Source organism: Acidilobus aceticus (assembly GCF_055392325.1).
The window spans coordinates 367,127-390,667 of sequence record NZ_AP042407.1 but is presented as its reverse complement, the minus strand read 5'-3'; the positions used below and the strand labels follow the sequence as shown (position 1 = coordinate 390,667).

General features: G+C 51.0%; 26 protein-coding genes. 10 read left to right on the top strand and 16 right to left on the bottom strand.

The window, feature by feature from the left end; genetic code table 11:
- The first annotated feature begins 7 nt into the window (after positions 1 to 7).
- Together ACZ5OO_RS02040 and ACZ5OO_RS02035 are read left to right on the top strand one after the other, a co-directional pair.
- The gene (locus ACZ5OO_RS02040) at positions 8 to 232 is read left to right on the top strand and encodes a hypothetical protein (RefSeq protein ID WP_013267007.1); all 225 of its coding nucleotides are present in this window, start codon (positions 8 to 10) and stop codon (positions 230 to 232) included.
- On the top strand, positions 198 to 536 hold the full coding sequence (locus ACZ5OO_RS02035; protein ID WP_464078395.1) for a hypothetical protein: 339 nt from the start codon (positions 198 to 200) through the stop codon (positions 534 to 536). The genes ACZ5OO_RS02040 and ACZ5OO_RS02035 overlap by 35 nt, the downstream gene beginning before the upstream one ends.
- Here ACZ5OO_RS02035 and ACZ5OO_RS02030 read toward each other — a convergent pair.
- The 3 genes from ACZ5OO_RS02030 to ACZ5OO_RS02020 all read right to left on the bottom strand — a co-directional run bounded on the left by ACZ5OO_RS02030 (position 522) and on the right by ACZ5OO_RS02020 (position 3,353).
- Entirely contained in the window at positions 522 to 1,055 is a 534-nt protein-coding gene (locus ACZ5OO_RS02030; RefSeq protein WP_013267005.1) for a hypothetical protein, read from the bottom strand. The genes ACZ5OO_RS02035 and ACZ5OO_RS02030 overlap by 15 nt on opposite strands.
- A 704-nt stretch (positions 1,056 to 1,759) precedes the next feature.
- Complete coding sequence (locus ACZ5OO_RS02025; RefSeq protein ID WP_048812843.1) at positions 1,760 to 2,176, bottom strand: hypothetical protein; 417 nt, start codon at positions 2,174 to 2,176, stop codon at positions 1,760 to 1,762.
- 73 nt (positions 2,177 to 2,249) lie between these two features.
- Positions 2,250 to 3,353, bottom strand: coding sequence for a glycosyltransferase family 39 protein (locus tag ACZ5OO_RS02020; RefSeq protein ID WP_464078394.1), 1,104 nt, complete (start codon positions 3,351 to 3,353; stop codon positions 2,250 to 2,252).
- Between the two features lie 305 nt (positions 3,354 to 3,658).
- Here ACZ5OO_RS02020 and ACZ5OO_RS02015 point away from each other — a divergent pair, with 305 nt between their 5' ends.
- Positions 3,659 to 4,141 carry a hypothetical protein gene (locus ACZ5OO_RS02015; RefSeq protein ID WP_013267001.1) on the top strand — a complete coding sequence of 161 codons (483 nt, stop codon included), beginning with the start codon at positions 3,659 to 3,661 and terminating at the stop codon, positions 4,139 to 4,141.
- 126 nt (positions 4,142 to 4,267) lie between these two features.
- The gene (locus tag ACZ5OO_RS02010) at positions 4,268 to 5,491 is read left to right on the top strand and encodes a redox-regulated ATPase YchF (protein ID WP_013267000.1); all 1,224 of its coding nucleotides are present in this window, start codon (positions 4,268 to 4,270) and stop codon (positions 5,489 to 5,491) included.
- A gap of 52 nt (positions 5,492 to 5,543) precedes the next feature.
- Here ACZ5OO_RS02010 and ACZ5OO_RS02005 read toward each other — a convergent pair whose 3' ends face one another.
- From ACZ5OO_RS02005 to ACZ5OO_RS01980, 6 genes are all read right to left on the bottom strand, one after another.
- Positions 5,544 to 5,936: an Rpp14/Pop5 family protein gene (locus ACZ5OO_RS02005; protein WP_158303795.1), complete on the bottom strand. Its 393-nt coding sequence runs from the start codon at positions 5,934 to 5,936 to the stop codon at positions 5,544 to 5,546.
- 54 nt (positions 5,937 to 5,990) lie between these two features.
- A complete protein-coding gene (locus ACZ5OO_RS02000) occupies positions 5,991 to 6,242 on the bottom strand; it encodes a 30S ribosomal protein S28e (protein ID WP_013266998.1) in 252 nt (83 codons plus the stop codon).
- Positions 6,243 to 6,473: 231 nt separating this feature from the next.
- A complete protein-coding gene (locus ACZ5OO_RS01995; RefSeq protein ID WP_148217177.1) occupies positions 6,474 to 6,857 on the bottom strand; it encodes a hypothetical protein in 384 nt (127 codons plus the stop codon).
- Between the two features lie 129 nt (positions 6,858 to 6,986).
- Positions 6,987 to 7,976, bottom strand: a complete 990-nt coding sequence (meaB, locus tag ACZ5OO_RS01990; protein ID WP_048813013.1) for a methylmalonyl Co-A mutase-associated GTPase MeaB — start codon at positions 7,974 to 7,976, stop codon at positions 6,987 to 6,989.
- 16 nt (positions 7,977 to 7,992) lie between these two features.
- The gene (locus tag ACZ5OO_RS01985; protein WP_013266995.1) at positions 7,993 to 8,436 is read right to left on the bottom strand and encodes a cobalamin B12-binding domain-containing protein; all 444 of its coding nucleotides are present in this window, start codon (positions 8,434 to 8,436) and stop codon (positions 7,993 to 7,995) included.
- Complete coding sequence (locus tag ACZ5OO_RS01980; RefSeq protein ID WP_464078393.1) at positions 8,414 to 10,114, bottom strand: methylmalonyl-CoA mutase family protein; 1,701 nt, start codon at positions 10,112 to 10,114, stop codon at positions 8,414 to 8,416. Before ACZ5OO_RS01980 ends, ACZ5OO_RS01985 begins: the two co-directional genes overlap by 23 nt.
- Positions 10,115 to 10,252: 138 nt before the next feature.
- Between ACZ5OO_RS01980 and ACZ5OO_RS01975 the strand changes: the two genes are divergently transcribed.
- Entirely contained in the window at positions 10,253 to 11,083 is an 831-nt protein-coding gene (locus tag ACZ5OO_RS01975) for an ABC transporter substrate-binding protein (protein ID WP_013266993.1), read from the top strand.
- Here ACZ5OO_RS01975 and ACZ5OO_RS01970 read toward each other — a convergent pair.
- Positions 11,070 to 12,665 carry a glycogen/starch/alpha-glucan phosphorylase gene (locus ACZ5OO_RS01970; protein ID WP_013266992.1) on the bottom strand — a complete coding sequence of 532 codons (1,596 nt, stop codon included), beginning with the start codon at positions 12,663 to 12,665 and terminating at the stop codon, positions 11,070 to 11,072. The genes ACZ5OO_RS01975 and ACZ5OO_RS01970 overlap by 14 nt on opposite strands.
- Positions 12,666 to 12,750: 85 nt before the next feature.
- Positions 12,751 to 14,796 (bottom strand): glycoside hydrolase family 13 protein, encoded by a 2,046-nt coding sequence (locus ACZ5OO_RS01965; RefSeq protein WP_158303794.1) that lies wholly within the window; start codon positions 14,794 to 14,796, stop codon positions 12,751 to 12,753.
- A gap of 275 nt (positions 14,797 to 15,071) precedes the next feature.
- On the opposite strand from ACZ5OO_RS01965, the gene sucC reads away from it, so the two are divergent.
- Complete coding sequence (sucC, locus tag ACZ5OO_RS01960; protein WP_048812840.1) at positions 15,072 to 16,208, top strand: ADP-forming succinate--CoA ligase subunit beta; 1,137 nt, start codon at positions 15,072 to 15,074, stop codon at positions 16,206 to 16,208.
- Positions 16,209 to 16,218: 10 nt separating this feature from the next.
- Positions 16,219 to 17,100 carry a succinate--CoA ligase subunit alpha gene (gene sucD, locus ACZ5OO_RS01955; RefSeq protein ID WP_013266989.1) on the top strand — a complete coding sequence of 294 codons (882 nt, stop codon included), beginning with the start codon at positions 16,219 to 16,221 and terminating at the stop codon, positions 17,098 to 17,100.
- Positions 17,101 to 17,104: 4 nt separating this feature from the next.
- On the opposite strand, the gene ACZ5OO_RS01950 is transcribed toward sucD, so the two are convergent.
- The 4 genes from ACZ5OO_RS01950 to ACZ5OO_RS01935 are packed head-to-tail and all read right to left on the bottom strand — an operon-like array spanning position 17,105 to position 20,152.
- Positions 17,105 to 18,730 (bottom strand): DEAD/DEAH box helicase, encoded by a 1,626-nt coding sequence (locus tag ACZ5OO_RS01950; protein WP_464078392.1) that lies wholly within the window; start codon positions 18,728 to 18,730, stop codon positions 17,105 to 17,107.
- Positions 18,699 to 19,163, bottom strand: coding sequence for an RNA-binding protein (locus ACZ5OO_RS01945; RefSeq protein WP_464078391.1), 465 nt, complete (start codon positions 19,161 to 19,163; stop codon positions 18,699 to 18,701). Before ACZ5OO_RS01945 ends, ACZ5OO_RS01950 begins: the two co-directional genes overlap by 32 nt.
- A 42-nt stretch (positions 19,164 to 19,205) precedes the next feature.
- Complete coding sequence (gene metG / locus ACZ5OO_RS01940; protein ID WP_464078390.1) at positions 19,206 to 19,574, bottom strand: methionine--tRNA ligase subunit beta; 369 nt, start codon at positions 19,572 to 19,574, stop codon at positions 19,206 to 19,208.
- A complete protein-coding gene (locus tag ACZ5OO_RS01935) occupies positions 19,571 to 20,152 on the bottom strand; it encodes a DNA-directed RNA polymerase (protein WP_464078389.1) in 582 nt (193 codons plus the stop codon). Before ACZ5OO_RS01935 ends, metG begins: the two co-directional genes overlap by 4 nt.
- 121 nt (positions 20,153 to 20,273) lie before the next feature.
- Here ACZ5OO_RS01935 and ACZ5OO_RS01930 point away from each other — a divergent pair, with 121 nt between their 5' ends.
- On the top strand, positions 20,274 to 20,936 hold the full coding sequence (locus ACZ5OO_RS01930; protein WP_464078388.1) for a phosphoribosyltransferase family protein: 663 nt from the start codon (positions 20,274 to 20,276) through the stop codon (positions 20,934 to 20,936).
- Here ACZ5OO_RS01930 and prs read toward each other — a convergent pair.
- Positions 20,933 to 21,829: a ribose-phosphate diphosphokinase gene (gene prs, locus ACZ5OO_RS01925; RefSeq protein WP_464078387.1), complete on the bottom strand. Its 897-nt coding sequence runs from the start codon at positions 21,827 to 21,829 to the stop codon at positions 20,933 to 20,935. The genes ACZ5OO_RS01930 and prs overlap by 4 nt on opposite strands.
- 219 nt (positions 21,830 to 22,048) lie before the next feature.
- Here prs and ACZ5OO_RS01920 point away from each other — a divergent pair, with 219 nt between their 5' ends.
- The gene (locus ACZ5OO_RS01920; RefSeq protein ID WP_013266982.1) at positions 22,049 to 22,297 is read left to right on the top strand and encodes an Lrp/AsnC ligand binding domain-containing protein; all 249 of its coding nucleotides are present in this window, start codon (positions 22,049 to 22,051) and stop codon (positions 22,295 to 22,297) included.
- A gap of 171 nt (positions 22,298 to 22,468) precedes the next feature.
- On the top strand, positions 22,469 to 23,539 hold the full coding sequence (locus ACZ5OO_RS01915; RefSeq protein ID WP_464078386.1) for a geranylgeranyl reductase family protein: 1,071 nt from the start codon (positions 22,469 to 22,471) through the stop codon (positions 23,537 to 23,539).
- Positions 23,540 to 23,541 lie beyond the last annotated feature (2 nt).

Genomic DNA, 23,541 nt, shown 5'->3' with positions numbered 1-23,541 from the left:
GAGAAGCTTGAAGGCCAGGGTGACCAAGAGAGGTAACCTTGCATTCATTGAAACGGAGTTGGGCCAGAAGGCTGTAATTCCATGGGACACCCTCTGCTCATTTATAGCAAGATACAATCTTGACGTCACAGTTGAGGGCGGACAGATGCCTAAGTGCGTTGAGTACACGCCTCACAGCCAAGAGGAGGTGGAAATAGATGTCGAGGGAGAAGATGAAGAAGATAGCAGCTGAGGCGCGGGAGGTTGTTAAGGAGATCAGGGATCTAGGCTACAGGTGTTCTGAGCCCGAAGATGTGGGCGACTGCCTTGAAAGTTACGTCGAACTAGATGATAACGTAGTGAGGCTCGTGTTCTTACAACCGAGGTATACCGACCTTATATTGGTAAAGCTCACTGATGAGGTAAGCGGCTGTGAGGAAGCCATATACTCACCGCGAGGCCTCTACGTGTTAGCCAATAATCCTAGGGAGGCTGCAGATGTCATAATAAGTAAGGCCAAGATGCTTATCGCAAAGCCCAGGTCAGGCCCTTCCTGACGCCCTCTGAACCTGCAGCTGCTTGGACCCACCAACGCTGCTGTCCTCAAGCTCGCTGGTTATCCTAACCTCGTCGCCTGCAGTGATCTTTATCTTGCCATCATTGGAAAGGGTTATCGCGCCCACGACGAAGGGACTCACTATCAGGTTGATTGACACGTTACCACCGACGTCAAGTAAGAGCTTTGAAGCCTTAAGTATACCTACCCTGGGCACCTTTATGCTTACCTTCCCAGTGGTCTCATCAACGTCGAACTTTATGGTAACCTTGCTGAACTCTATTATATACCCATCTTCAAGCTCGTTTAAGCTGATGACCCCTGAGCCTGAGACATCTGACTCAAAGGTTCCGCCTGAGGAGACCTCAACCACGTCCTCTGAGGAGCTGGCCTGAGGAAGCGCGTCAAACTCGCCATCAATCTTAACTATGCCGAAGGATATCTCACCGGTGAGCTTCTTAAGGCCGACAACTATCATGTGAGGGTTTTCGTAAACCCTACCATCGAGGTTAAGCCTCATGCTCTCTATATGTAAAGAGGTTCTAGGTTCCTGTGACATTAACTTATGGCCCCCAATAGGTCTTCTTTGCGGTGAGAGGCTTTAACTATATCTCTTACCTCTCTAACGGCTCTTTCGGGCCTCTCATGGGTAAACGCCCAGTTATGATAACTCTATAATCCTTCTGGCTAACTTGAGAGCGCCGCCGACATAAGTCATGTTAATCTTGGACCCACTGAAGTAAGAGCCTACAAGCCCCTTAGCATAGCATTCCTTACAAACTCTCCTTACTTCATCGATCTGAACACTATCTTCATAACACACCAGTCTTCCACATACGGGGCAGAACGTTATTGATGGCCTCTGACGGCACAGCTCGCAGAGAGAGCCCTCACATACCGCACAGATCCCTCTCTCTTTATCAAAATGCTTCTCACAGGCCTCTCTGCCGCAGATCTTACATCTGTATCGCGCCTCGGAGGCCCCGCAAATCTCGCAAAGCTTATGTTCGAGGCCCGTGCCTCGCACCCAGCCTCCATAACACGTTAAAACCTTTTTAGCTTAGAAGGCGGGCTAAAAGAACTTTCTCTCTTTACATTAACCAAAAGCATCGCTTTTTAATGCGCCCTGCCCATGAGATGTTCCTCCACGGCTAGAAGCTTCGCTGGCCCAAAGTTCGGCCTAGGCCATTACCACGTTAAGCCCGTAATAGCAAAATAAAGTTCTTAGTTGCTATTGTCTTCATATAAATTCTCTTGATCCTCGTTGGCATTCCTAAACACTAGCGGGTTCTTTACCTTATTCATCTCAAGTTCCGGCACATAATTTGGAAGACTGTATCTGGTGTGCGTCAGCTCTGCAACTACGTTTCTAGCCTTAAGGCTTCCCAGTATCCTTCTCAGCCTGTCCTCCCCTACTATGCCCTGGAAAATAGCCTTCAGCTCCCTCCAGCTTACAGGTGACTTTGCCTCCTCCAGCGCTAGTAGCACCAGCTTCTCAACGTCAGAGTCGTCCAATGCCGTGGTCACTAGCAGACCTCCTTCATTGACGAGCTGCATTCTCATGTTATCGTATTCGCTCAGCACCTTAGCTCTCACTCTTTGTATCAGCGGCTCGCGTTTGATAGCGCTAGGATTTACCATTGGCCGGTCGCCTCTTATCTTCTTATAGTCTCCGAGAGTATATAAACAGTAACACATACCATATATAGAATTTTTATTTAAATATTTTTACTTTACTAGATAATATGTCCAGGACCTCGGCCAAAGTGACCGCCATTGCAGGGGTAAAGACTACGGAGTAAAAGCTGTAAAGCGTATGGTTACCGGCTATATAGACGGCCCAGAGGCCCACGAACTCTGCGACGAAGAACGTGCTACCAGCCCTTATGAGGGCCCTTTCCCTTAAGACGCCTACCACGAACAGCGCTATGGCCGCCACGAGCGCCACAAGCTCCAGCTGTATAGTCATCGACGCTGCAAGTAATGGAGAATAGGAGAGCACGAAGGGATCAACATTGAAGAACCAGCCGCTTGGCGTACTGGTAGGCGGCCCTGGAGGGCGGCTTACCAGATCCCATTTATAGCCTCCTAATGTCTCTTGAATTACATATATAACTCCGAAGTGAATGAATAGAGGAATATAGGTAATTATAAATATCCCAATAACTATAGCGAATATCTTTAGGAACTTCAAGACGCCCGATCTGTTAGGGCTGCGGGAGATTACTAAAATAAGCAGGGCCAGAAGCCCTGGCAGCGCCGTCTCTTTAGAAGCCCATGCAAGGCCCTCAAATACTGCCGATAGATAATAATGCTCCCTGAAGGCGCTCACAACAGCCAAAGATAAGAAAAACGCCGCGTATATGTCAAGCATAGCAACAGAGCCCATAGCAATTAGTATGTGATCTGCAGACGCTGCAAGCCCAGCTATAGCGCCTATAGCTATCCACCTGAGGTCCTTGCCCCACGCTAACCCAATGTATATTATCAGCGGAATAAGGGATGCCATGATTATACTTGGCACCCGCCAATTAAATGGCTTATCTCCTAGAAGCGCCATAGAGAGCGCTATTATGTACTTGCCCAGCGGGGGATGCTCAAAGTTATAGTAATTAGACGCGGTTTCACCGCTATATGGAAAGAGCCTTCCATGATATCCAAATACGTTTACAAGAATTCTCCTTGCAGCATCGACGTAATATATTTCATCGCTGACATATGCGTTATCATAACCTCCTCCTTGGACATGGGAGGCGTACCAAGAGGTTTTCATGGCGATACGATAAGAAGCCAGAGCTATTATTATCAGACCACCCAAGAATATTGCCAGCGTGAGCTTCTTACTGGGCCTCCTGCTAAGGAAGGCTTCATCTGCAGCAGATTTGCCTGAGCTCAAACTGTGTCCCGCTCATTTCTCTCTTCAAGAGCTTTTAGTCTTTCATAGGAGTCGTCACTTCATAATCTCCAAAAGCTTATCCTCGCGCGAAAATCAATAAGCCTTAAGCGAAACACCTAACTTGTTCATAATAAACAAAAAGTAGTTATCTCATATCTCATGAGTTTAACGGTTAGTTAGCGTAGGCTATAAAGTTACGACTACCAAGCATTAGAAGGGTAGAGGCCGTGAGTGAGTGCAAGGTTAACATAGACTTCCTTAGGCATATAGCTAATCCAGCCTTAGCGCTGGCCATGGTCAATATAAGCAATGGCAGGGCGGAGCTACAGGCTAAAAATCAAGAAGAGAGCAAACAGGTTCTCCAAAAGATAACATCGGCTCTGCTAGATATAAAGAAGGGCCTGAGCAATGGCGAGATAAAATATAATTTCAGCATATATGGAGGGGACCCTCGTAATATCGCCAAGTATCTGACTAGTCCTGAGTGGAGAGGCCTTGTGGAGCTTACCTTTGGCGAGCTTAAAGACACCCCTGGTGCCTGGGAGTTCGTCCGGGGCGTGCTCATGGAGCTTCTTACAAAGGCCGCAAATACCTATGGCTCCCAGTGCCCTGAGGTGTCAGAGGCCTGCAAGAATGCTATTGAGGACTTGTCTAAGATGAAGCCAAGCCTCCCTAAGAATCCCGAAGGAACGGAGCTTTCTAAGGCCTGATGCCCTGTTAGCGTTAAAATGATATCTCTTAGTAAATTCCTAGTTTTGATGAAATCAAATGAAGCCTTTCATTCTAAAAACGTTTAAGTGCCTTATATATATTAACAACGTGGCAGATGACGGTATATGGAGCCAACTAACACGCTAATCGGCATAGTCGGCAAAACCAACGTAGGCAAGTCGTCGTTCTTCTCAGCCGCCACTGGAATAGAAGTCCCCATTGAGAACAGGCCCTTTGTTACCATAGAGCCAAACGTAGGAATAGGCTACGCAAGGAAGAAGTGCGTTCACGTGGAGCTTGGCCTGCCTAAGTGCGACGCCTCCAACAGCGCATGTATTATGGGGTATCGCTACATACCTGTTAAGCTAATGGACGTTGCAGGGCTCATACCTGGAGCCCATGAAGGCAAGGGACTTGGCAATAAGTTCCTGGACGACTTACGCAGGTCCGACGTCTTTCTTTTAGTTGTTGATGCTAGCGGCTCAACTACTGCGGAGGGCGTTCAGGTGGGACCTGGCGCCTACGACCCTGTGGAGGAAGTCAAGTTCGTTATGTTCGAGCTGGATGAGTGGATGTATGAGTCCATTAAAAGTGATTGGGATAAATTTACAAAACTGGCCTCAGTAGGAGCCCTGAGGGATCCCGTTGGTGCCTTCTCCCAGCGAGTATCGGGCTTTGGGATAACTAAAGCTCAGGTAGAGGCGGCCCTGGAGGCGTTAAAGATAAGCGACACCGAGCTGCCCAAGCTGGGCGACGACCAGCTGAGGGAGCTCGTGGTGACCCTGAGAAAGATGACCAAGCCTATGGTAATAGTTGCTAATAAGGTTGACATACCGGGTTCCGAGAAGAATGTGGAGAGACTTAAACAAACATTCCCTGACGTGCCAGTAGTGCCCACAAGCGCACTGGCTGAACTTCTGCTAAGGAAGTTATCAAAGCAGGGCCTTGTAGAGTACCTACCTGGCGACTCGAACTTCAAAGTCAAGGGGGTTCTGGACCAGAGAACCCAGAGGGCCGTCGATATGATAAGAGAGCTGTTTAGCAGATACGGAGGCACCGGCGTCATACAAGCTATAAACACGGCGCTGTTTGATGTGCTGAAGCTTATAGCAACGTATCCTGTTGAAGATTTTAACAAGTACACTGATAAGAGCGGCAGGGTGCTTCCTGACGTACTGTTAGTGCCCAAAGGTACTACTGCTAGGGAGCTAGCCTACAGGATACACACAGACTTAGGAGAGACTTTTCTTTACGCAATAAACGCCAAGACAAAGCAAAGGGTGGGCGCCGACTATAGACTCAACGATGATGATGTAATTAAGATAGTAGCGGCCGGAGCTAAAGGCTAATATATGATGGGATATAATTATTAGTTCTCTGTCCTCACATCTCTTAGGCCTCTCAGGACCGAAGCTTCTTCAAGGCCCTCCTTATGGTGCCGCTTGTAGCTAGAGGATATAAAAACACCCTATAGTTATTTATGCTTCTTACAAAGCCCAGGGTAGCCATTAGTTGATCAAAATAGTTAGACCTAACTCTTATGATGCCTCTCCTAAGTTTTGGATCATACATAATAAGCCTAAGCCCTGACAGCGTTAGGCCCTCTAGCCCGAAAATATCCTTAAACTTGTTCTCTATGGCAGCCCTTAGGTCGCTCTCCTGTATCTCGGCCACGGTGGCCACCTCAAACACCACGTATCTTCTCCTTACGCGACCTCCGGACTTCTTGTTTCTCTGAGCAAAGACTACGAGGGTACGCTTAGAGGCTCTAGCAACTACCAGCGAGACGAGCAAGGAAGTTACAGCCGAAAACAGTATGGAAGCTACTATGTCTAAGTTTATTAGTTTTCACCTCTTCTTCGTGAGCTTCCTGGCCTCCCTTTCAGTCTCCCTCAATATTATTATATCCCCCACCCTCACAGAGCCCATGACGTTCCTTGTTATAATCCTACCCTTGTCTTTACCCTCAAGTATTCTAACTCTTACCTGAGTTACCTCGCCAGCAACACCCGTTCTCCCTATTATCTGTATAACCTCGGCTGGGAACCCTATCTCCTCTGTTGTTGCAGAGGCCTGCTGAGCGCCGCCTGCTGAGCTCATAGGTGCTCCCACACAGTAGATTATTCAGGTGATTTTAAGCTCTCATCACTCAGGCTAGCACAGGCTTGGAATCTTTTAAATAAAACTATTATGTTATGCTGAAACATAACCAAGTAGCGTAGGTCATTTCTACTCTATCAAAAGCCCGCAACAATATATTTTTAAAGACTATCGTGAGAAACGAAAGCGTTTTGCTGCGCACCAAGGGTTATAATATAAACCTGGGGTTCCCTAACCCTTGCTTCCAACAAGCGCAGAGGCGCTAGGTTCCGTTATTATGCCTGCCTTGAAGAGCGAGTTAATTATATCAACGAAAATGTCGTCGGCCAAGTCAACATATTTTAGAAGTTGAGGCACGTCAGTTGCTCTCAACACAAGAGGCTCTAGCCCGCTTACTCTACGGTACAAGAGCAGGTAATTGTCTCCCAGGGAATCCCTGGGTACCGTTATCAATAGTGACTTCAGAGCGCTCACGTACGAGAGAAGGTTGGACTGTAACTGCTTAAAGTCATAGGCGCTGACGACGTTAGTTGAAAGGGAGCCCCGTATCTTGGCTGCAGCCGATAGCCTCTCTTCTATCACACCCTGCACATAGGTAGCCCTCAAGATGCTCATCCTCGACCCAGGGAAGATTACCTGCTTAGGACTTATTGAGGTTCAGGCTCCGTGATACTCAGAGGATTTTGATGTTAAGATCAGCTGGGAGGCAATTGCTTAAATAATGATATAACGAGTAACTGCAGCTTATCTCCTGGGAGGCTCGGAGGCGTTACTTAAAGAGCTGCAAGCATCGCGTGCGAGCTCAGAGGCTACCTCGAGTATACTGTTGATATTTATTACCCTCTCTCTGACCTCCTTTATTCTAGCCTGGAGCGCTTTCTGAACCTCGTCGGCAAGCATCCGCTCAGCCATAAGCCTCACCAGTGTGAGCCTTCTCGCCACAACTTTTTCATTTACCATACCGTTACTCCTCAGGTAACTCATGTGGTCCTCTATCGCGCTGGCTATGTCCGCTATCCCTGACCCCATCACTGCGCTCGCCCTCAGGAGTCGTGGCTTCCACCCAGGGTTCTGCTGGCCTAACTCCCCCTTGTCTATAGCGAACGAAAGATATTCGAAAGCCTCCTGGGCGCCCGGCATATCGCTTTTGTTGAGCACATATATGTCGCCTATCTCCATAACTCCGGCCTTTAGCGCCTGTATATCATCTCCAACGCCAGGCATCGTAACTACTACAACGGTATGAACGGTGTTCATGACATCAGTTTCTGACTGGCCGACCCCTACAGTCTCTATAATTATCTTATCATATCCTAAGGCGTCCAAGGCCTCTATCATTGAGAGGGCTGCCAGGCTAAGGCCTCCCTTCAGCCCCCTCGTGGAGACGCTCCTTATGAAGATGCCTGGATCTTCAGCCCTCTCCTGCATCCTAAGTCTATCGCCCAACAGGGCGCCGCCTGTAAGCGGAGAGCTGGGGTCTATTGCTATGACTGCAACCTTGTAGCCCCGTCTCCTGAACTCTATGATAAGCTTCGATATTAGGGTGCTCTTACCGGCCCCTGGTATGCCAGTGATCCCAATGACGTGGGCCTTGCCGGCCATACGGGCTATGGAGTCGAAGATCTCTGACGGCAGCTTGTAGGGGTTCTCCATGAGTGTCAGGAACCTACCTATGCTCCTCAGGTTGCCCTTAGAAGCGCTCTCGAGAAGCTGTTCCAGCGCCTCCCTTTCCACCGCGGCCAAGGTTTTGTCACCCCATTAAAGCCTCCAACTGACGCTTCTTAGCTGCGAGCTCCCTTATTATTTCAGCCATCTTGCTTAGGCTCTCGCCCGGCAGGAACACCTCCTTGACGCCTAGCCTCTTAAGCTCGTCTACATCAACTATAGGTATAGTGCCTCCGACCACGACGGGTATATCTTCACCTCCTAGCTCTTTTAGCTTCTCTATGAGCAGCCTGACGTGGTGCACATGAGCCCCGCTGAGTATGCTAACGCCTATTACATCAGCGTCCTCCTCTATGGCTGCCCTTGCGACTTGCTCAGGGGTCTGTCTTATCCCCGTGTAAACCACCTCAAAGCCAGCGTCCTTGAGGGCTCTTGCTATAACCTTGGCCCCTCTGTCGTGGCCGTCGAGGCCAAGCTTAGCCACTATTACTTTGTAAGGCCTCTCCTCAGTATATTGGAGGCTCGACATAGACTCCATACACCTCCTTGAGGGTGTTCATTATCTCGCCTAAGGTTGCATAAGCCTTCACCGCGTTAAGTATATAGGGCATTATGTTCTCACCTTTTTCGGCGGCCTTTCTAAGCTCGTCTAGGGCTCTCGACCACCTTTGCTGGTCCCTCATGGATCTCACCTGCGCTATCCTCTGCTTCTGCTTCTTCTCTATCTCCTGCTGGTCAAACTCCAGGAGCGGCACCTTCCTGACGTCTTCTACCTCGTTCTCTGTAAATATATTAACGCCTACTATGAACCTCCTTCCCTCCTCCACGTCCTTCTGGAACTTATATGCGGCATCAGCTATTTCCCTCTGCGGGAAGCCCTTCTTGACGGCCTCCAGCATGCCTCCCATGCTCTCTATCTTGTCAATATACTTCCAGGCCCTCTCCTCTATTTCATCCGTTAGCCACTCCACATAGTAGCTTCCCGCAAGTGGATCTATAGTATCCGCCACCCCCGTCTCATAGGCTATTATCTGCTGGGTCCTAAGGGCAATCTTCGCCGCGAACTCGCTTGGAACCCTGAACGGCTCGTCGAAACTGTTGGTGTGTAGGCTCTGAGTGCCTCCTAGCACGGCGGCGAGCGCCTCTATGGCCGTCCTTACTATGTTATTCCACGGCTGCTGGGCCGTCAGCGAGACGCCTGCGGTCTGTGTGTGGAACCTGAGCCACCAGCTCCTGGGGTTCTTGGCGCCAAACCAGTCCCTCATAATCTTGGCCCACATTCTCCTTGCCGCGCGGAACTTGGCGATCTCTTCAAAGAAGTTTATGTGCGCGTCAAAGAAGAAGCTGAGCCTAGGCGCAAAGAAGTCAACGTCGAGGCCTCTGTTCTTGAGCTGCCTCACGTACTCTATGCCGTCGGCCAGCGTGAAGGCCAGCTCCTGAACCGCGGTGGCTCCAGCCTCCCTTATATGATAGCCGCTTATGCTTATCGGGTTCCACTTAGGGAGATTCTTGACGCTCCACTCTATTAGGTCCATGGCCACTTTGACCGCGGGCTCTGGAGGGAAGACGTAGCTCTTCTGCGCCATGAATTCCTTCAGGGGGTCATTCTGCGTCGTGCCCCCTATCCGAGAGTAAGGCACGCCCTGCTTCTCTGCAACTGCCACATAAAATGAGAGGAGCACCGGCGCCGGCGGGTTTATAGTCATGTTAGTTGTAACCTTGCCCATGTCTATGCCATCAAAGACCACCTCCATGTCAACTATGGTTGGAACGCTGACACCAACGATGCCCACCTCACCCTCTGCCATAGGATCATCGGGATCTATGCCTACAAGGGTTGGATAATCAAAGGCTAAGCTTAGGCCTGTCTCACCATGCTCTATAAGGAACTTAAGTCTCTTGTTAGTGTCCTCAGGGCTGCCATAGCCGCTGAACATCCTCATCGTCCAAAGGCGCGCCCTGTACATAGTCGCATGTATTCCCCTGGTGAAGGGGTACTCGCCCGGCAGGCCAAGCTTTTCCATATAATCGAAGTTAGGTATGTCGGCTGGAGTGTAGACCTCTTTAATCGGTATGTCGCTCAGTGTAGTAAATTCCTGCTGCCTCTCAGGAAGCCTCTGAAGCCACTGCTGTAAGGTGGTTCTCCGCCACTCTGAGGCCTTATCGCTTATCTTCTTAATTTCGTCATTATTGAACGTTGCACCCAATGCAGAGCACCCAAAGGTATAACCTATTACAAAGTTTTTATAGGTAATCTAAAGGGCTTAACTAAACCTACACGAACATAACTACTGCATTTAAGTTAACCCTATAAACATCTGGGGGCTCAAGAAAAGGGGGGCCATATGGTAAAGTTATTCTCTGAAATCCTGGGAAAAGAGGTTGAGGTGCCAGAGAGGCCATCGAGGATCGTCAGCCTCTCTCCCGCTATAACGGAGACCCTCTACCTACTAGGAGCTGAGGACAGAGTTGTTGGCGTAAGCTTCTTCTGTGATAAGCCGCCAGAGGTCTCCAAGAAGCCCAGGGTCGGTGCCTACCTGAACATAAATTATCAGCTGCTCCAGAAGCTAAGCCCTGACCTAGTGCTCGTGACCACGGGTGCCCAGAGGGATAAGATCTCTGAACTGGAGTCCAAAGGCTACGTAGTGTACCCTATTCCACTTCCAGTCAGCATGTATGGGATACTTGATAATATTATTGTAACAGGCATAGTGGTTGGAGAACTTCCACGGGCCAGGGACCTCGCATCAAGCCTGGTCAGTAAGTTCATAAGCCTTAAAGGCGCTCTAAAGGGCGTAAAGCTCTACTATGAGATAGACCTGGGAGGGCCCGTGAGCGTAGGGGCCCACAGCTATATAGGTGACGCCTTTGACTTCCTCGGGGCTGAACACCCATTTTCAATGAGCAGGATCCCCTACATAGTTAACCCAGACGCCGATGCTATTAAAAGCTTTGACCCTGATGTAGTAGTCTACGAACAGAAGTTGGGAGAGAACGCGACGCCAGAAAAAGTGGCCAGAAGGCTGGCCTCCAGGGGCCTTGACAGTCTTAGGGCTGTTAAGGAGAATCACATAGTTATACTTGACTACGACAGTTTGGCGCACTACGGTCCTAGCTTCTTCTCCGCGCTAAATGATATGGTTGAAAAGGTCCTAAGGGTAATCAAGAGGGGCTAGCCTTTTCCTCCTTACTTATCGTCTGTGAAGTCTTTGCTTGCTCTTCCTTAAAGTAGAACTCGTTAAGGGTCCTGTTTATGTCAACGAACTTATATGACGTCTTTAGTGCGGAGAGGGCCATTGACTTGTACTTCTCGCTCCCATATATGTTTATAGCCTCGTTGAGATACTTGGAGAACTCCTCGTAATCCTTTTCATCAATTTCCTGCGCCTTTGGATCCGTGTAGATGTTTATAAGGTCTCTAAGGTCCTCCCCAAAGAGCCATCCGTTGACTCCATGTTGAACAACCTCCACTACAGCGCCATCCTTGGAAGCTACCACCGGTATGGCATTTGCAAGGGACTTCATGAAGCTGGTGCCGCTCGCCTCCCATCCTGAGAAGGGGGTGAAGGTCTGTATGTCAGCCCCTGCCTGAAGAACCTTAGCTTTAACTACGTCGTAGTCGTATATGTGTACCACGTTTGGGAACTGCTTTGAGAGCCTGTGGAATTCCTTCATGTACATAAGGCCATCCGTGTCCCTTGGATGCGCCTTACCGCCAACCACGAAGAGCACGTCGCTTAAACCGTTCTCTTCTATGAATCTGGCTATGAAGTAGGGCCTCTTGTAGCGCGTGTTCCTTCTAAGCCACACTATAACAGGCTTGTCCAGGTACTTATCGCCTATGTCCTTGTAAGCCTTTATCATGTTAATGAAGTCCTTCTTAGCCTGAGCGTGGGCCTGCCACACGTCATCCTCTGCTAAGTTATCAAGGCCCTTAGATGCTATCAGCTGCTTCAGTGCGGGGTGCTGCCACCTCTCAACGTCGACACCGTTGGTTATATGGGATATCTTCTCGGAGTACTCCTTGAACGTTTTCTTCGTTATCTCCTCATGCTTTGCTGAGACGGCGTAAGTTACCACTGCGCGCTCCATGCCTACCTTGGTTAATATGACGTATGGATCTGGACTGCCAAAGCCGAACTCCTCGCCTAGGACCGCTGTAGGGTACACGGGGTGCCCCCAGGGTCCTGGCGTGTGAGTTATGAAGCGGTACTGCTTAAACTCGGGCAAAGCCAACATGACCAGCACCGTATATGCCTCCTGCAGGTCTATGTTCCTTACATTGTCGAGACCTATGTAGTCCCTGATGTAGGTGGCGGCAGCCTTGGCTAAGAATATGTATTTGTAGATGTTCTCCTCAAAACAGTTTTCTATGTAAGCCTGCTCGCTGTACCTCCTCGCCCATTCAGGGCACACCGCCTCCATGAACACTACTTTAGCTTTACCCCTATCATAGATCCAAGGCCTTGCTATTACGTTGTTTCCCTTCACCTTCACTACAAACTCCTTCTCTGGCCTTAGCAGGGTCTCAAGCTCGATGGGCTGCTCCTGCTCCCTGGGCACAGGAGTGTTGTCCTCCTCAAAGGTATAGTCAATGTACCCATGCCTATAGAGAAGCGTTATTACGTAATATTTAGCGCCTCTCCTTGCCATAGCGTAAAACTTGTCCCCCTCAAGAACTCCTAGACCTCCAGCGTAGCTATACAGCTCGTCCAGCGCTATTTCCGGCGTGACGGAGACTATCACGTCCTTTGCCATATTTTCACCTGCAGGAGCAGGGCTCCTGGCAAATAATATTTATATCGTTAGAGCCGCAATTAGAGAATCTTAATTGGGCGACACTTCACTTAGCTCTGCACAGAACGAATCCGTCCAGATAATTGTTCCTTAAGCCGCCCTCCAGCAGTATTTCCCCACACTCTACTAGCGAGGACAGCTCTACGGCACGGCGAGTTACGTAACCCATTATTGTTTCCCCTCCGTAGGTCCTTTCTACATAAATAGCGTCGGAACCTAAGGGGCTCGCCTTAAAGTAGCCATACCTCAAGGCCTTAGATGCTTTCCGAAGGGCTATGAGCTTCCTAACTAAGTCGAGAAGGTCCTTGTCCCACAGGCTCTCATCCCATGGCATTGGAAGCCTGTTGTCAGGATCCTTGCCTCCCCTGAGCCCAACCTCATCGCCATAGTAGGCGCTGAAGGAACCGTACATGAGGGCCGTTAGAACTAAAGCTCTGGCGACGAGATCCTTAGAGCCTAATATGTCCATTACGCGAGGCGTGTCGTGGCTGCCCAGCAGGTTATAGAGCGCGTTGGCAACATGTAGGGGCAACCTAAGGTACTGCCTATTGAGCTTTTCCGAGAGCTCGAAGGCCGTCATCTCGCCCCTGAAGAAGCTCAGTATAGGGCCCCTGGCCTCGTAGTTCATAGCGGAGTTCGAAATTATTCCCATGGGGAATGCAGAGAGCTCACCCATTATTTCCATTATAACCGGCGACTCAGACCTCCTGTTCACTATGCACTCGTACAGGTATTTCATAGCGTCGTCGGGAAGCCCGTGCGCTACATCTATGCGAAAGCCATCTATGCCTCTTGCCACCCAGTCGCTTACTACCCTGCAGAGCTCGTCCAGGACGGCTCTGTTTTGATGGTTTAGCTTTGGCATTCCCCACAGCTTTGCAAAGGTCTCATAGAACGGGTCCTTAGAGCGAAGTTCCTCAGGGAAGCTCCTACAGCCAGAATCAACGTACCTCTCGAGCAGCTCTGCATCGTGGGCCACCTCATCCTTTGAGTCCACAAGGAATCTGTACCAGTTCCAGTAAACCGAGCTCTTCCACCCCTTCAAAGCGTCAGAAAACTCCTTAGAGCAGGGAGACGTGTGATGTACCACTAGGTCCAAAACCACCTTAATTCCAAGCCTATGGGACTCCTTCACTAAGTCCTCTAAGGCTTCCTCGCCGCCCAGCGATGGATCTACGCGATGTTGGTCTATAACGTCATAGCGATGATAGCTGTTAGAGACATATATGGGAGTTAAGTATATGGCTTCGAACCCGACGGATTTTATGTAACTGAGCTTCTCTGCAAGCCCTTTAAGGTTGCCTCCTATGCGCTCCCTGGGCCTTGTTTTTAGCTTAACAAAATCCTCCCTATAGCCCGCGAAGCTGTCCGGAAACACAAGATAATATGAAGTGCCCAGGTACCATGGTATAGTATCACTGTAGTAGCCGCTTTCTGCCATCCATGGCTCCCTTGATCCCAGACCATCAAACCCGAAAGGCAATTTCTTGCCGTCGACTGAAAGCAAGAAGTAGTATGCCTCGACTCTTCCGGGGACTCTCGCCTCGTAGTAGTCCCTGTAGGAGTCCCTTAAGGCCAGTTCCGCTTCAAAGGGCTTCCATGATCCTTCCACGAGAGCCAGCAGTGTTACGGAGTCCACCTCTTCCCGCACAGTAAAAACCCTCACAGCAGTGATTCCTCCATAGCCCGAGAGGTAACCTGGCCACCTTTCGTCGTGCAGTATAAGGTTACCGTGAAGCCCGCCCTCAGAAATGGCATCCCTGATTTCCTTAAGTCCTGCCTCGGCCACGCTGGCCATCACTCTTCCCATGTTTAGGCCTAGATCCACCTCAGCGGCTCTTGGGTTCTCATAGTCCGTGTAGACTCTGTAAAGGCTGTCGACAAACGCATAATGATAAAGTCCTTCCCTGACGGGTACCCGCGCAACTCCCCTATTGCCTTTCCTCTTCAGCTCAACTCTGCCCGGGAAGTATGACGTGAACTCTGACACCAAGTATATGTGCTTTCCCGCGGCCACCTCAGGCCACGGATAGCTGAAGATAAGGTCTGGCTCACCATACCTGTCCTTGCCTAGCCGTGGCCTGACGCTCATATACATGGCTTCAACACCGGCCTGCGCCTTTAGGCGTTCCATATTTACGTTACGGTCTAGCTTGCTCCATGTAAATAAGGGTAGCTGTGGGCTCTGAGTTAGCATAAAGTTAATTGCTGTCTACTCTTGAGTGTCCGCTGACAGCAGCGCTGACCCTCCTCCCGCCCAAAAGGCAAGGCTTGCCTTTCATTTCGCCAACGACTTTCCGAAACGCTAGAAGGGGTCTCTTCAGAGCTTATTAATTAATCCTGAGACTGGGAGGCGTGGGTGGGCCTGTGAAGCTGTTTGAGTATGAGGCTAAGGAGATCATAAGGAAGTACGGCATCGAAACGCCGAAGGGCGTCGTAGTGCGCGAGGGTGACGATATAAGGAAGGCCATAGAAAGCTCGGGCCTAACCCCTCCACTGGCCGTTAAGGCGCAGGTCCTGGTTGCCGGAAGGGGCAAGGCCGGCGGAATAAAGCTTGTAAATAACGTTGACGAGGCCGTCTCGGTGTCCCAGCAGCTCTTCAAGACTCCAATCAAGGGAATAAAGCCCTCTATCCTGCTTATAGAGCAGGCCATAAAGCATGATGCGGAGCTCTACGCTGGAATAGTGCTTGATAGGGCCGAGAGGAAGCCCCTCGTGCTGGTAAGCAAGTACGGTGGCATGGATCTTGAGGAGGTCGCTAGGGAGCACCCCGAGGCCATAATAAAGTACTACGTGGACCCATACAAGGGACTAAGAAATTATGAGGCCAGAATACTGGGCAAGCAGCTTGGCCTCACAGGCAAAGCACTTTCAAGCTTTGAGAACTTCCTGCAGGCGCTGTACAGGGCATTTATGGACTATGACGCTGAGCTCGCCGAGAGCAACCCGTTGGCGCTTCTGCCAGACAAGGTTCTGCCCCTCGACCTCAGGATAATAATCGACGACAATAGCCTCTTCAGGCACACGGAGTACGCCGCCACCGAGAAGGAGAGGCTCGGAGAGCTCAGCGAGAGGGAGATAGCGGCCAGAGAGAAGGACCTTGCCTACGTGGAACTTGACGGTGATGTCGGGGTTATCGGAAACGGGGCAGGGCTCACTATGACCACCATGGACCTCGTCTACGAGTTTGGAATGAAGCCTGCCGACTTCCTTGACGTAGGAGGGGGAGCTGAGGCTGAGCACATAAGGGATGCCGTTGAGTTCGTTATGAGTGACCCCAAGGTCAAGAAGGTGTTCATAAACATATTCGGAGGCATAACTAGGGCCGACGAAGTTGCCAGGGGCATAGTAATGGCGCTCAAGGACCTGGGCAACAAGGCCAAGCCCCTAGTTGTGAGGTTAACTGGGACCAACGAGGAGCAGGGAAGGGAGATTCTTAAGGAAGTGGGCATAACGCCATACAGTGACCCGCTGGAGGCGCTTCAGGCGCTTAAGAACCTGTGAGGTGATGGGGATGGGCATAATAGTTGACGAGAACACTAAAGTAATCGTACAGGGCATAACTGGCAGGGAGGGTTCATTCCACACAAGGCTAATGCTTCAGTATGGCACCAAGGTAGTCGCCGGCGTGACCCCAGGCAAGGGAGGCACTACTGTTGAAGGCGTGCCGGTTTATGATACCATGGATGAGGCGGTGAAGGCGCACCCTGACGCCAACACGTCAATAATATTCGTGCCAGCTAAGTTTGCCGCTGACGCCGTCTTTGAGGCCATAGATGCCGGCATTAAGACCATAGTAGTCATAACTGAGCACATACCCATACACGACGCCATGGCATTCGTCAATTACGCCAAGGAGAAGGGCTCCATAATAATAGGGCCCAACTGCCCAGGCATAATAAATCCAGGCAAGACCAAGGTTGGCATAATGCCAGCCAACGTCTTCACGCCAGGGCCCGTTGGAGTGATGTCTAGAAGCGGTACCCTCACCTATGAGGTGAGCTACTTCCTCTCCAAGGCCGGCCTAGGGCAGTCAACGGTGATAGGAGTTGGCGGTGACCCCATAACTGGGCTCACGTTCCCAGAGGTAGCCGAGATGTTCGAGAGAGACCCGCAGACTAAGGCTATAGTTATGGTGGGCGAGATAGGCGGCGACGCTGAGGAAAGGGTGGCCAAGATGGTCAAGGAAGGCAAGATAAGGAAGCCCATAGTAGCGTTCATAGCCGGCCGCACAGCGCCCGAGGGCAAGAGAATGGGCCACGCAGGCGCCATAATAATGCTTGGCACTGGGGCCTACAAAGACAAAGTTGCCGCGCTGGAGGACGCTGGGGTAAGGGTGGCCATAACGCCCTATGAGATTCCTAAGCTTGTGAGCGAGGCCCTCAAGAGAGCCTAAATCATTAGTCCCCAACTGCTTCCCTCCTTTTCTTTGATTGCACAACCTCGCTGGTGCCGCTTGCCACAACCTCGTATAGCACTGCAGTCTTGCCAGGCATAGGCCTTAACAGCCTGCCAAGCCTCTGTATGAACTGCCTCCTAGAGCCAGTTCCAGAGACGAGTATCCCAACGTTGGCGTCAGGTATGTCAAGGCCCTCATCGCCTACTGTGGTAACCACGAGCACGCCGCTCTTAAGTTTCTTAAACTCGTCAAGGGCCCTGTCCCTGGCCTCCCTCTCAAGGCCTCCATGTATGAGGAGCGCACCGAGCCTCTGAGCAAGCTCCTCGGCCTGCCTCTTATACTGCGTGAATATTATTATCTTGGAGCCCTTATTCAGCTCCTGCTTTGCAATATCAACTACCTTGTCCAGCTTGCTTCTGCTCTCCTGCACTATAGACTGCATCTGGGCCCTGACCCTCAGGGCCTGTATGGCGTTCTGCTCGCCCTTCTTTGCAGCCTCAAGGACCTCTTGGAAAGTCCTTCCCATAGCGAATGAGGCGTACCGCTTCCTCAGTTCATCGTATAGCTTCTGCTCCTCCGGCGCGAGCTTGACCGTGACTCTCCTTATCACGTAGGGCGCCAGGAAACCCTCCTGCATTAACTCGGACGCGCTCTTCTGATAAACTATGCCTCCTACCAGCGGGAACACCTCCTCCTGTTTGTTATCCTCCCTGACTGCTGTGGCGGAAAGCCCCATGCGATATGGGGCCAACATGTACTCCGCTATTGCCTTAAACTTGTCAGCCGGTAGGTGATGAGCCTCGTCAAAAATTACCAGGGCAAACCTCGGGGACAGCTGCCTCACATACCTATATGCTGTCTGGTAGGTGGTCACTGTTATATCGCCTATGGACTTCTCGTCTCCATAGAACGCCCCCAGCAGGCCACCGGCATCTGTGAACCTCCTTATGGCGTCGCTCCATTGCTTCACGTGCTCTTTAGTGTAGGCCACTATGAGGGTCTTCACATTGGCTGCTGCTATGGCAGCTATGGCCACCACCGTTTTGCCCGCGCCTGTCGGCAGGACTATTACCCCCCTGTTGTTGTTCTTTGACCAGGCGTCAAGAGCCTCCTGCTGATAAGGCCTTAGCTGGCCCACGAACTTTACCTGCCTGGGCAGCTTAGCCCTCTCCAGTAGCCCTATCTTATCATCAACTATTACCCCCTTACTGTTCAAGTGCCTGACAAGGTCATAGTATAGGTAAGGCTTGGCTATGTAGCTTCTTAGCTCTTTGCTGTACTTAAGCTGCGCAAGATACTCCTGCAGGTATGGTTTCAGCATGAGCTCGCTGGATATTACGACCTCGCTGCTAGAGTTGAGACCTATCTTAACCGTGCCCTTTCTCCTCAGGTACTCCCTCAATGTTTCCAGGTCCTGTTGGGGAATGGAGTCCTTGAGCTCCTCCAGCTCCCTTAATATGTCAACAGGGCCTAGGCCTGACTCCTTGGCCTTCTCATCGCTCAACTCAAATATGGAGAACCCTCTGTCGCGGCCCACGTATTTAGAGAACTCGAGGATCCTCTGAAAGTCCTCGTCGCTGAGCCAGCCGCGCACCTTAAACCTCGGTGGGATCTCCAACTTGATCATCCTTTAGTAACCTATAGCCCTGCACCTCGCTGGGCTCTCCTACACCTAGCTTTCTCAGGAGGTTCCTTATCTTTATAGGGGGGTCAGGCCTTGATATAAGCTCGACGCAGTCACCCTCCAAGCTGGCTGCGTCCACCTCAGGCAAATTGATGGCGTCTAGGCGAGCTTCATTTTCACAGAGCCTCACCACTACCTTTAGGACCTCGAGGCATGTAAGGGACACGAAGCACCTGGCGTAAATTTCTCTGTTGTCATCAGAGTGAATTAGCACGTCAACGTAGTTTACCTCGCTTGAGACCAGCTGTGAGAACAGCTCGTAGACATCGTCTCTGCTAAGGCTTGTAAACAGCTCCTCCAGGCAGAGGGGGCCAGCTCCTGGCGTGGGTTCTAGGTCATCCCCTTCAAAGGAGTCCCCTCTTAAAACCCTCTTCATAGCCAGCCCCCTGAGCTAACGGTGCCTGGAAGTCAAAAGTCACTAACAGACCTTTGAGCCGGGCTGGACAGGCTCGGCCACGGTAAGTATAACCGGCTTCTCCGAGTCCCCGCACGGAGCCGCCAACAGCATGCCCTGGCTCGTCAACCCTGCCATCTGCTTAGGCTTAAGGTTAGCTACAACTATTACATACTTACCCACCAGGTCTTCAGGCTTATACCACTTAAGCAGCCCGGCGAGTATCTGCCTCTGCTCTGATCCAAGGTCAACAGTGAGCCTTATCAGCTTCCTGCTATTAGCTACCGGCTCTGCAGACAAAACCTTGCCAACCCTCAGGTCTACCTTTGCGAACTCGGAGTAATCAATAATGTTGTCACCTGTTCGACCCTGCGACTGGCCCTCCTGGCTCAAGAGGCTTCACCCCCCTCGCCCCCTCCAGCAACTTGCTGCTTCTCCGCATACCACTCCTCCTTACCAAGGTAAGGCTGCCTCATAGTTAGGCCGATTCTAACCGCTGCCATCCTCCTCGAGGCCTTGCTGACCTGAGTTATCCTCACCCTGACTATGTCATTAACTCCAACTACCCTGCCGCTCTCGCGGCCCTTGAAGCTCCTGGTCTCCTGTATGAAGTCGGCGTCCTCGTCCATTAGCTGGGTCCTGTGTACAAAGCCGTCAGTAGGCCCGAGGCTCACAAAGGCGCCGAACTCCCTTGCGTCGCTGACTATGCCTTTGTCGACCTCCTGGAGCAGGGGCTCAAAGCTCAGGACCCTGTACCTGACGGGGAAGTAAATCTGGGGGTCGTTAGGCAGAAGCACACCATCACCCTCTACGTCAGCGTCTATCACAGATATTATAATACCCATTGTCTCATCCACTTGGCCCTCAAGCTCCTCTCGAAGCGACTGAAGCACTGCCTGCTTTATCTCACCGCTGTAGGCTAACTCAGGCCTCACCCCAACCCACTCGTAAAGCGTATACTCGGCGTACAACTGCGCCCACCTGTTCTTAGCTCCTCTCCACTCAGAAATCGGGAGGCCTTTAAGCTCTCACAAGGCTAACAGGTACTGGGGTCTAGATCTGAGCGACTTTAACTTTAACGAGCTCAGGTACATGTCTGTCAAGCTCCTTAGGGCAGCCAGGGCCTTCTTTCAGCTCACTGACCTGTCTAAGATAACGGGCTTACCGTCTCCCATGCTGTCACGTTACATCAATGGCAGTACGCTGCCCTCCGAGGGCAACGCTAAGAAAATCGTGGACTCCCTCCTCTCGAGGGAAGTCATCACAAGCATTGTGGCCAAGGCCATAAAGGTGTATAACGGCTTTTACAACATAACCGGCGTAACGCTTGACCCCATGGCCTTAACGCTGGTCTCTGAATACGTTGTAAAGAGGTTTGACAAGACCTTCACGTGCGTGCTGACGCCCGAGGCCGGGGGCATAAGCCTGGCCACCGCCATAGGCCTAGCAGCTAACGTGCCCATAGTGGTCGCCAGAAAGCAGAGGCCGCCCTCGGAGGAACCCATACTTGAGGCCATGTACCTCTCCGGGCCCGCCTCCTACACGGTGTTCTACGTGACTAAGAGGGAGCTTCCCAAGGACTCCAGGGTCCTAATAGTTGACGACTTTAGCATACATGGCCACACGCTCAGGGCCCTGGCCGAGCTTGTCAGGAGGGCCGGGGCTAAGCTCGTTGGAACAGTCGTAGTGGTGGCCGTGGGAACTGACTGGAAGGTTGCCGAGAACTCGGAGGCCCTGTTAGAAATAAGGGGTTAAGCTAAGGCTTTGGATAGCTCTTTAGCTACTAGCGGCGCCACGTCAACTTGTTTGACGATGCTGCTCTGAGCCGGCGTGGTGTTAGCAGCATAAACCTGGGTTATGCCTGCAGACCTAAGCCTCTCTTCGGCTCCCTGAGCTAAGACGGCGTGCGCAACCATAACAATTATGTTCCTGGCGCCCTGCTCCTTAAGCATTTCTGCAGCCTTTGCCACCGTGCCTCCTGTGCTAATGATGTCGTCCACTATTATCACGTCCTTGCCAGCTACGTCCAACTGCTTTGGTCTCATGGTGATCTCGCCTGTGACTCTATCCCTTTGCTTTTCAATGTAATCATAAGATGTTCCCAGGTGCTCCGCGAGCGATTTTGCCCTTTCAAGGGCTCCAAGGTCAGGCGACAGGACCACGTAGTTAGGGCCGCTTATCCCAAGTATGTCAGCCATGTAAGAATAGGGCCTCACGTTAAGTGCGACGCCAGGGAACTGCCTTAGGCTTTCGGCTTTATGGACCTCCACTGTAGCTATGTGGGTAAACCCGGCTGACCAGAGGGCTCTCAGCACAGACCTTACGCTGACCGGCTCCCCCTGAAGAAACTGCCTGTCTTGCCTGGCATATGCAAGATAGGGAGCTACCAGTATGACCCTGTTAGCCCCAGAAGCCTTAAGCGAGTCAGCCGCCAGCAGGCTGGCCACCACTGACGAGTCCTGCCTGGGTATCATGGTCTTGACATATATCGCGTCCACGCCCTTAACATCGCATGTAACTCTAATATACTGCTCTCCATCAGGGAACTCCTTGTATTGGGGCTCACACAGGGACCCATTTATCGAGTTAGCCAACGACTTAGCGAAAGCCCTAGACACCTCATCTGGGCCTGACACTACTGCATACAAGGCCCGCGCCCTTGAGCTTCTTTGAGTCTTAGGAATTTAGCTCTATAAGTTAAAGCGAACCCTCAAGGACGTGTATTACATGTCAGCCTAACGAGAAAGTTAAGCGGGACTTTTTATAAGCTAGCACTTTCCCTAACGTAAAACCATTATGCCTAATGAGCCACTAAAGGTTATATTCGGCAGAGCCTTAGATAATATAAAGTGGTTTGGGGACTGTATATGGGCGCACAGGCCATCGTTATGATAAACACGGACGTCGGCAAGGAGAATGACATATTTAATGAGCTTCTTAAGATAGATGAGGTCAAGAAAGTCTACATGGTGTACGGCATTCACGATCTTGTGGCCTTTGTGGAAGCGGAGAACATGGATAAGCTCAGGTCGCTGATAACTGACAAGATAAGGAAGCTTAACGGAGTAAAGAGCACGCTTACCAGCATAATAGTCGTTGGAAAGGAGAGAAGCTAAAAGGAATGAGTCCTGTTCACCCCATGCCTTCATATAATATTTTGTTAAGCGCTAGTTGTTGGCAGCGACTATACTTAAATCCTGTTGCCTGGGTTTACATCCTTAAAAAGAGTATTTGTCTGCGGAATTAAGGGTCGGCAGTACAAGATCTTGTAAAGAGCGTGACCTCCCTTGAGAAAGCTTACAGGCGACGTAGTGATCGCCGGTTTAGGACTCGCCGGCTCCCTGCTCTCACTAAGGCTTGCCGAAAGAGGCTTTAAGGTGACGGCCTTTGAACCCGTAGAGCCTTCTTACGTTAAGCCATGCGGCGAGCAGCTGACACTCGAGGAGCTGCCATTAAGGCTAGCCAAGGCCTATGATGTCATAAAGACCATAGTAAACTTTGTCCACGTTTTTGTTGAGGGTAAATACATAACCACGACCAACATGAGCGGAAACTCCAGGTGGGCCATAATAGACAAGCCCCGACTTATAATGTCGCTCAGGAGGTCAGCCCTGGATAACGGTGTTGATATAATAAGGAGGCCGTGGAATGGCGAGCGAGGGGCCCTGACCATAGATTCAAGGGGGCCCTACAACCTGCCTCTTTCATCGGAAGTCCTTGCACTAAGGGTTATAGCTAAGGTACCCGCGTGGAGCTCTGAGGAGGCAATCCTTGACTTTAGGCCCTCTTCAGGAGGCCTTTATTGGGTATTCCCTTATGATGACAGCGGCCACTTAATAAACGTAGGCGCTGGCTTTGTCGGGCTTTATGACGCCGTCCACCTAGAGGGCTTGGTCCGAGGTTACATTAAAGAAAAGATAAGCCAGAACTTTGATGTTTTGGAAGTTAAGGGCGCACCCATAAACGTGTTCACTAACCCCTCGCTCAGCACCGGCGACATTATTAACGTAGGCGAGGCCGCAGGCCTTGTAATGGCATGGAGCGGCGAGGGCAACAGGCCCTCCATAGTTTCTGCGGAAGCGTTAGTCGGTGCAATATCAAGTTATGGCATTGAAGACCGTACCTCCATCCTTAAGAAATATTCTGAAGGCATATCCAGTCTTTTAAGTTCAGCTGTGCTATCACGGCTTCTAACTAGGGCCAGTTACAGATCTCCCTTGGCTGAGGGCCTCCTGAGGAATATGCCTAAATGGGCCTGGGACCTTTACGTCAGGCAAGAGCTTGGCCTAGACGACTTTCTGAGGGCTGCCCCTCAAGCCATAGCTTCCATGCTCGCGAGGCGAGAGGATAAAAGATAAGC

Excerpts from the sequence above, each read along its gene's own strand:
- ACZ5OO_RS01995 (WP_148217177.1), bottom strand. The coding sequence starts at position 6,857 with ATGAGCATCTTGAGGGCTACCTATGTGCAGGGTGTGATAGAAGAGAGG.
- ACZ5OO_RS02035 (WP_464078395.1), top strand. The coding sequence starts at position 198 with ATGTCGAGGGAGAAGATGAAGAAGATAGCAGCTGAGGCGCGGGAGGTT.
- ACZ5OO_RS01945 (WP_464078391.1), bottom strand. The coding sequence starts at position 19,163 with ATGAAGAGGGTTTTAAGAGGGGACTCCTTTGAAGGGGATGACCTAGAA.
- ACZ5OO_RS01920 (WP_013266982.1), top strand. The coding sequence starts at position 22,049 with ATGGGCGCACAGGCCATCGTTATGATAAACACGGACGTCGGCAAGGAG.
- ACZ5OO_RS01970 (WP_013266992.1), bottom strand. The coding sequence starts at position 12,665 with ATGGCAAAGGACGTGATAGTCTCCGTCACGCCGGAAATAGCGCTGGAC.
- ACZ5OO_RS02025 (WP_048812843.1), bottom strand. The coding sequence starts at position 2,176 with ATGGTAAATCCTAGCGCTATCAAACGCGAGCCGCTGATACAAAGAGTG.
- ACZ5OO_RS01930 (WP_464078388.1), top strand. The coding sequence starts at position 20,274 with ATGTCTGTCAAGCTCCTTAGGGCAGCCAGGGCCTTCTTTCAGCTCACT.
- ACZ5OO_RS02010 (WP_013267000.1), top strand. The coding sequence starts at position 4,268 with ATGGAGCCAACTAACACGCTAATCGGCATAGTCGGCAAAACCAACGTA.
- sucD (WP_013266989.1), top strand. The coding sequence starts at position 16,219 with ATGGGCATAATAGTTGACGAGAACACTAAAGTAATCGTACAGGGCATA.
- ACZ5OO_RS01985 (WP_013266995.1), bottom strand. The coding sequence starts at position 8,436 with ATGTCGAGCCTCCAATATACTGAGGAGAGGCCTTACAAAGTAATAGTG.
- ACZ5OO_RS02000 (WP_013266998.1), bottom strand. The coding sequence starts at position 6,242 with ATGAGCTCAGCAGGCGGCGCTCAGCAGGCCTCTGCAACAACAGAGGAG.
- ACZ5OO_RS01975 (WP_013266993.1), top strand. The coding sequence starts at position 10,253 with ATGGTAAAGTTATTCTCTGAAATCCTGGGAAAAGAGGTTGAGGTGCCA.
- ACZ5OO_RS02030 (WP_013267005.1), bottom strand. The coding sequence starts at position 1,055 with ATGAGGCTTAACCTCGATGGTAGGGTTTACGAAAACCCTCACATGATA.
- ACZ5OO_RS01965 (WP_158303794.1), bottom strand. The coding sequence starts at position 14,796 with ATGAGCGTCAGGCCACGGCTAGGCAAGGACAGGTATGGTGAGCCAGAC.
- ACZ5OO_RS01950 (WP_464078392.1), bottom strand. The coding sequence starts at position 18,730 with ATGATCAAGTTGGAGATCCCACCGAGGTTTAAGGTGCGCGGCTGGCTC.